General features: G+C 56.3%; 4 protein-coding genes, 1 tRNA gene and 2 rRNA genes (1 of these 7 only partly in view). 4 read left to right on the top strand and 3 right to left on the bottom strand.

The features are described from left to right. From DX908_RS03935 to DX908_RS03920, 4 genes are all read left to right on the top strand, one after another. A 23S ribosomal RNA gene (locus tag DX908_RS03935) occupies positions 1–1,345 on the top strand; it begins 1,516 nt to the left of the window's first position. 107 nt (positions 1,346–1,452) lie between these two features. Beyond that, positions 1,453–1,567, top strand: a 5S ribosomal RNA gene (rrf, locus tag DX908_RS03930). Positions 1,568–1,671: 104 nt separating this feature from the next. Beyond that, on the top strand, positions 1,672–2,559 hold the full coding sequence (locus DX908_RS03925; RefSeq protein WP_116391141.1) for a hypothetical protein: 888 nt from the start codon (positions 1,672–1,674) through the stop codon (positions 2,557–2,559). 112 nt (positions 2,560–2,671) lie between these two features. After that, positions 2,672–2,748: transfer RNA gene (locus DX908_RS03920), tRNA-Met, on the top strand. A 49-nt stretch (positions 2,749–2,797) separates the two neighbouring features. Here DX908_RS03920 and DX908_RS03915 read toward each other — a convergent pair. The 3 genes from DX908_RS03915 to DX908_RS03905 form a co-directional block, all read right to left on the bottom strand. After that, positions 2,798–4,210 carry a DUF1501 domain-containing protein gene (locus DX908_RS03915; RefSeq protein WP_116391140.1) on the bottom strand — a complete coding sequence of 471 codons (1,413 nt, stop codon included), beginning with the start codon at positions 4,208–4,210 and terminating at the stop codon, positions 2,798–2,800. Between the two features lie 18 nt (positions 4,211–4,228). Beyond that, positions 4,229–5,869 carry a DUF1800 domain-containing protein gene (locus tag DX908_RS03910; RefSeq protein WP_116391139.1) on the bottom strand — a complete coding sequence of 547 codons (1,641 nt, stop codon included), beginning with the start codon at positions 5,867–5,869 and terminating at the stop codon, positions 4,229–4,231. A 126-nt stretch (positions 5,870–5,995) separates the two neighbouring features. Next, entirely contained in the window at positions 5,996–6,952 is a 957-nt protein-coding gene (locus DX908_RS03905) for a UDP-glucuronic acid decarboxylase family protein (RefSeq protein WP_116391138.1), read from the bottom strand.

The raw sequence follows: 6,952 nt of genomic DNA, 5'->3' as shown, positions 1-6,952 counted from the left end.
CCAGAAGATGTGTGACGGATCCGAGAGCTTGTCATCCTTATTGGATTGGGTGGCATTGGTAAGGGTCCCTGGAAATAGCCTCTTCATTAGACCGTACCCTAAACCGACACAGGTGGACTGGTAGAGTATACCAAGGCGCTTGAGAGAACTGCGTTGAAGGAACTCGGCAAAATACTCCCGTAAGTTCGCGAGAAGGGAGCCTCATCATGAAGATGAGGGGCACAGAAATAGGGGTGGCGACTGTTTACTAAAAACATAGGGCTCTGCGAAGTCGCAAGACGACGTATAGGGTCTGACGCCTGCCCGGTGCCGGAAGGTTAAGAGGAGGTGTGCAAGCACCGAATTGAAGCCCCGGTAAACGGCGGCCGTAACTATAACGGTCCTAAGGTAGCGAAATTCCTTGTCGGGTAAGTTCCGACCTGCACGAATGGCGTAACGACTTCCCCACTGTCTCCAACGCAGACTCAGCGAAACTGAATTCTCCGTGAAGATGCGGAGTACCCGCGGTCAGACGGAAAGACCCCGTGCACCTTTACTACAGCTTTGCAGTGGTATTAGTGACACCATGTGTAGGATAGGCAGGAGGCTTTGAACCTAGAGCGCCAGTTTTAGGGGAGCCGTTGGTGAAATACTGCCCTTGTTGTCATTGATATCTAACCGCGGACCGTTATCCGGTTCCGGGACCCTGCATGGTGGGTAGTTTGACTGGGGCGGTCGCCTCCTAAATGGTAACGGAGGCGCGCGAAGGTTGGCTCAGAGCGGTCGGAAATCGCTCGTTGAGTGCAATGGCATAAGCCAGCCTGACTGCGAGACTGACAAGTCGAGCAGAGTCGAAAGACGGCCATAGTGATCCGGTGGTCCCGCGTGGAAGGGCCATCGCTCAACGGATAAAAGGTACGCCGGGGATAACAGGCTGATGATGCCCAAGAGTCCATATCGACGGCATTGTTTGGCACCTCGATGTCGGCTCATCGCATCCTGGGGCTGGAGCAGGTCCCAAGGGTTTGGCTGTTCGCCAATTAAAGCGGTACGTGAGCTGGGTTTAGAACGTCGTGAGACAGTTCGGTCCCTATCTGCCGTGGGAGTAGGAAATTTGAGAGGAGCTGCCCTTAGTACGAGAGGACCGGGGTGGACATACCTCTGGTGGACCAGTTGTCGCGCCAGCGGCATAGCTGGGTAGCTATGTATGGAACGGATAACCGCTGAAAGCATCTAAGCGGGAAGCCGCCCTCAATACCAGATTTCCCTTGAGAGCCGTGGAAGACCACCACGTTGATAGGTCCGGTGTGGAAGCGCAGCAATGCGTGAAGCTGACGGATACTAATTGCTCGATAGGCTTGATCGCACTTAACTCATGCGTGGCGAACGGCCCGTCTCCTCAAAGAGATGGTCCTGACGCTGAATTGTACGGATATTAAAACTCTCGTGAACGGAACAAACCGTTTCTGCCGGCCTGGTGATTATGGCGCGGGGCCCCCACCTGATCCCATCTCGAACTCAGTCGTTAAATCCCGCAGCGCCGATGGTACTTCGTCTCAAGACGTGGGAGAGTAGGTCGTCGCCAGGCCTGCTGAGATGGTTTGTTCGTTATAGCTCTCGACACTCCCACTTCATGTTCATTTTCCTCCCATTCTTTGCGACGACACAAGCCACTCAGGCTAAAGCTGTGTCATGACCCGTCTCATTCTACATGTCGGCGTACCCAAGACCGGATCTTCCGCGATCCAGTCCTTTTTGTGCCGGCATCAGATACTCCGGTCTAAGAAGAATGGCGAACAGCTTCGCTATGCGGTCGTCAGTAAGAAAGATGGTTGGCTCGCAGGTGATGAGCTTAAACGGCGCTCGATCAGGCACCCGCTTGGATACATTCCTTCTGCTGAAGATCTTGGGGAAGTCCTGACGACACTTTTGTCACGGGAGCGTTCACCATTCGATTTGCTCTTGTCACAGGAAAGCTGGTCACGGCAGGCGGAAGCACTCTCGTCACTCCCATCAGATATAGACGTTGAAGTTGTGATGTTTGTAAGGCCGCAGGCACAATGGCTGGCGTCAGCCTGGTGGCAATGGTTTGCCTGGACCAATCAGGACGGCAATCCCATCCATGCTTGGCGCGTGCTTCAACAAGAACGCGCACTCGACTGGCATCACCTGGCCGAGAAATTTTCTGCGTGTCCTTCAGTAAGGGATGTGCGGATCCGGCTCTTTCGTCCTGATACGGATGTCGTTGCAGCTTTTCTGGAGGCTGTAGCTCTTGAGGCGCCGAATGGTGTTCCGACTTCCCGCTTCCGGCGCAATGCGTCACTGACCACCCATCACCTTGCGCTCTATCGTGCGATGCCCTGGCTGCGGCGTGACAATGGCGGCACGCTTGATGCGGTGCTCGCCAAACTCTGGCCGTTCGGTCAAAAGCCCAAAGCACCGATTGAGGCCGAACTTGTTGCTGAAATCATCGAGGCGAGCCGGCCGGGCAATGAGAAGCTCCTAGATCTTTTGTCTGAAGAAGACGCGCAAATGATGCGCCAGGATCCTTATTGGTGGGATGCGGCGGCCTACGGCTGAAAATCGCGCATAGCGTCGGATTTTTGCACGGTTTTTTTCAGCTGAATGACGACAAACTGGTTGCATCGCCGTCCGCGAAATTGCATATACGCCGTTCCCTACGGGGAGGTGTTGCGGGATGGAGCAGCCCGGTAGCTCGTCAGGCTCATAACCTGAAGGTCGTAGGTTCAAATCCTACTCCCGCACCCAATTCCCCGGACAGAGAGGTCCGACAAGCGAGCCGCGAGGCTCGCTTTTTTTATGCGATGATGGCGTCGGGCGTGAATAGATCGAGGGTAATGTCGTCGAAATTGCCGATCCGCGGGGCGACATCAGCAAGATCACTCGGCGATGCACCCATCCAGCGAGAGATGGCTGCCGCATACTGATCAACACTGATATTCGGAATAAGACGTCCCTGGCCTGCATCGTCCGGGCCGCCCGGCTCAAATGTCGGCGCAGCGCCCGCCCAGCTGAAGGATTTGACGCAGCCGCCCATCACGAAATGGTGACCGCCCCAGCCATGGTCTGAGCCGCGGCCATTGGTGGTCAGTGCCCGACCGAAATCCGATGCGGTAAACGTCGTGACGTTCTGCGTCGCGCCCATCGCATCCACCGCATTCTGGAAACTCAGCATCGCATCGCCAAGATCATGCAGAAGACCCGGATGCACTGTGGTCAGATTACCGTGGGCATCAAAACCGCCCAGCGAGCAGAAGAAGATCTGCCGGCCGACGCCAGTATTGTGACGGCCCGCAATGATTCGCGCGACCATGTTGAGCTGTTCATGCAGGTCGGAAACCGCGCCATTGCCATTGCCGTTATTGGAAGCACCCTGAACAAGTTTCGCCGGCACACCATTCAGCGTGGATGTCACGAGTTCCTCGCTGGCGAGGGCCAGCTGGGTCTGGCGGGTCAATTCCGCGCCAAGGCGCATTGGTGTCACTTGCAGCAAGTTTTCGAGCGTCAGCGAAGCAAAGCCGTCGCTGCCGTTGAACGTGTCGACGGCGACAGGGCCGGTCGAGTTGACGAGCGATGCCGAAAGATCGCGGCCTTGCGTAAAGGTCGACTGACCGGCCGTTGAAACCATGGTCATCAGCGGCGCATTGGTGTTCGAGCCTCCGAGCAGTTCACCGAGACGTCCGCCCCAACCAGATTTGGCACCCTCGACCGCCATCGACTGCCAGAAAGTGAACTGGTCATTATGCGAGAAGAGCTTTGGCGGCAGGTTGTGCTCGTTCTGGACATCCTGTGCCGTCACCGGCGCAATCAATGACCCCACATTCATCACAAGGCCAAGCTGGCCGCGATTAAAGAGCGTATGAAGGCCTCCAAGCTGGGGGTTGAAGGCAAAGCGACGCCCGCCACCCCAACTGCCAGAGACGACAATCTCTTTATCGAAGAGGTCGTTGCGGTCTACGGCGACGGCCGCACGGGCCGAATTGTAGAGATTATAATGATGCTCATCGAGCGGAATGACAGTGTTGTGGCAGTCATTCCCGCCAAACAGGAAGATGCATACGATTGCCCGATAATCATCGTGGCCTGATTGTGCCGAAGCGGCCGAGCCAGCAACAAGCGAGGTGAGCATCGGCGCCGCTGCGCCAAAGCTCCCGGTACGGCCCATCATCTGCAGGAAGCGACGGCGGGAAGGGGATATGTTCTTTGTCATGTCCTGTTTCCTCGCGTCTTAATACTGAACCAGAAAGTTCGGATGGGCAGCGATGAGCCTAAGGGCCCCGCGCATACGGCGCTTGAGGTCCTGTTCCTCATCATTCGGATTGATGCTGATATTGCCGACAACCTCTGCAATCGCCGCACGATCGCTTGCGCTGATCGCATCACCTGTCAGCAGCAGGCAGAGATAATCGACAAGATCCACCGCATTCGGCGCAAGATCGATCATCGGCTGCAACTCTGTGTCGAGCAGCAGTTCAAGATCATAGATCGCGTCATTGATGAAATTGATGCCGGAGGGGATCGCCGCGCCGGATGAGATCTGGAATTCCGGTGCAACCTCCCCAAGGTCACTGATCGCAGAGCCTGCAGGGGCGTAGCCCGGCCGGAAGAAGTGGAAAATCGACGGCGGCATCATCGGGGCTTGCCCAAGCCCCTGTAGAGACGCCGGATGCTTGCCGATGGGGAAGAATGCCTCGGTCGACTTCGTCCCCATGGCGCGCGCAATCGCGGTCAGGCGCATCATCGGCTCCCTCAGCTTGCCGCCAGAGAAAACCTGATTGCCAGGGAGGTTGGTTGAATCTTGCGCTTCGGGGTGGGTCAGGATCCGGCGGATCACAGCTTTCATATCCCCGCGGACACCAGAACCATTATTATTGAACTTCGCCGCGACCGCCTCAATGTAATCAGGAGACGGGTTACTCATCACCAAACGCTGGATCAGCTGTTTGCTGACGAATGGACCGACATTCGGGTGATTGAAGATGATGTCGATCGCCATCTCGAGCGTCTGCGCGCCCGGCGTGTTCTCCGGGATAACCCCGCCGAGGAAGCGTTTTTCTTCCGGGGAGTGCTGGCTTTCGTCAAGAACCAGGGGTTCATTGGCGATGACGTCGATACGTCCATCGGGGTAGTTCCACCCGGTAAAGACCCGCGCCAGATTGAGGATATCTTCCTGCGAGTAGGTCTCGATGGGATTGCCCTCAGCGTCAGTCTTCGGCTGACCGTTCGTTTTCAGCTCGAAAAGTCCGATTGAGAAAAGCTGCAGCACTTCGCGCGCATAGTTCTCATCGGGAAGCTGGGTTGGATTGCCCTCACTATCATAAGCTGCCTTCTGGTTACCCGCGAAGGTCAGATAGCCGCCCATGGCCGGGCTTTTGGAGACGCCCAGGAGGATATCGCGATAATTCCCGAAGGCGTTCGCCTCGATCATATTGGCAAAGCCAGCAGAGAAGAAGGAATTCTTCCGTGAGCCGATCGAATCGAACTGCTGGTTCAGGGAAAAGATGCTGAGGAGCGATGCCGTGACACGCTTGCGCAGCTGGTCTTCGGCTTCAATGAAGCTTTTCCAGAGGCTCCGTACAGTGTGTATTTTCGAGCCTGCGGGATGGTAAAGCCCGCCAGCAAGCGAGGAGGGCCATTGCAGGCCCGGTTTGAAATAGACCTCAATGTCCGCAACATTTTCGGCGTGATCAGTCGTGTTCGGCGTATTGAATTGGCGATTGATCCACTGGTGCCGCCAGGACTTCGCCTTGATGCCAAAAATATCGATGGCACTCTCACGGCTCGCCCCGAAGGTCGCCATATGCAAAAAGCGGATGCGGTCAGCCGCATCCGCAGGAATTTCATCCACGCCTGGGAAGACCGACGCCATTACTCACACCCCCGCGAAACGCCCTGATGACACCATTATTTAGCTGAAAAAGCAACAGTTTGCTGGGCTTCGTGTGATGCGCGTGTGATTCGCCGCATGTTCAATCATGCCGGGTCGGCTCTACCCCTATTCGGCGAGTTTGCCGCGGAAGTAGGCTATCGTCCGTTCAAGTCCTTGTTTCAACGGGACTGAAGGCTCCCAGTTAAGAATGGATTGCGCCTTTGTGATGTCCGGACGGCGCTGCATGGGGTCATCCTGTGGCAAGGGATGCTCGACGAGGCCGGATTTCGAATCTGTCATCTCGATGACCAGCTCGGCCAGCTGGCGAATCGTGAATTCACCGGGATTGCCCAGATTGATCGGCCCGATCACGTCGTCGTCAGTCTCCATCAGCCGCATGAACCCCTCGATGAGGTCATCGACGTAACAGAAGGAGCGTGTCTGCGAGCCATCTCCGAAAATGGTGATGTCTTCGCCTTTGAGCGCCTGAACAATGAAATTGGAGACGACGCGGCCGTCAGAGGCATGCATCCGAGGGCCGTAAGTATTGAAAATCCTTGCGACTTTGACCTGCAGCCCATGTTGGCGGTGGTAGTCGAAGAACAGGGTCTCTGCGCATCTCTTACCCTCATCATAGCAGGAGCGGGGGCCGATCGGGTTGACATTTCCCCAATATTCTTCCGGCTGCGGATGAATATTAGGATCGCCGTAAACTTCCGACGTCGACGCCTGGAAAATCTTGCATCTCAACCGCTTGGCAAGGCCCAGCATGTTGATCGCGCCATGAACGGACGTCTTGGTCGTTTGCACGGGATCGTGCTGGTAGTGGATCGGCGAGGCGGGGCAGGCGAGATTGTAGATCTCATCGACCTCGACATAGAGCGGAAAGCAGACATCGTGGCGCATGAATTCAAAGCGCGGATGGCCGGCGAGGTGATCGAGATTGCTCTTGTCGCCTGTGAAGAGATTATCGACGCAGAGGACTTCATCGCCGCGGTCGAGCAGGCGATCGATCAGGTGAGAGCCGAGGAAGCCCGCGCCACCCGTCACAAGCACCCGTTTCCGGCCATAAACATTACGCAT

It is taken from the genome of Parvularcula marina, assembly GCF_003399445.1.
In the GTDB taxonomy this organism is placed as follows: Bacteria; Pseudomonadota; Alphaproteobacteria; order Caulobacterales; family Parvularculaceae; genus Parvularcula; species Parvularcula marina.
The sequence above is the reverse complement of the archived record's forward strand: the minus strand, read 5'-3'. Positions and strand labels throughout refer to the sequence as shown.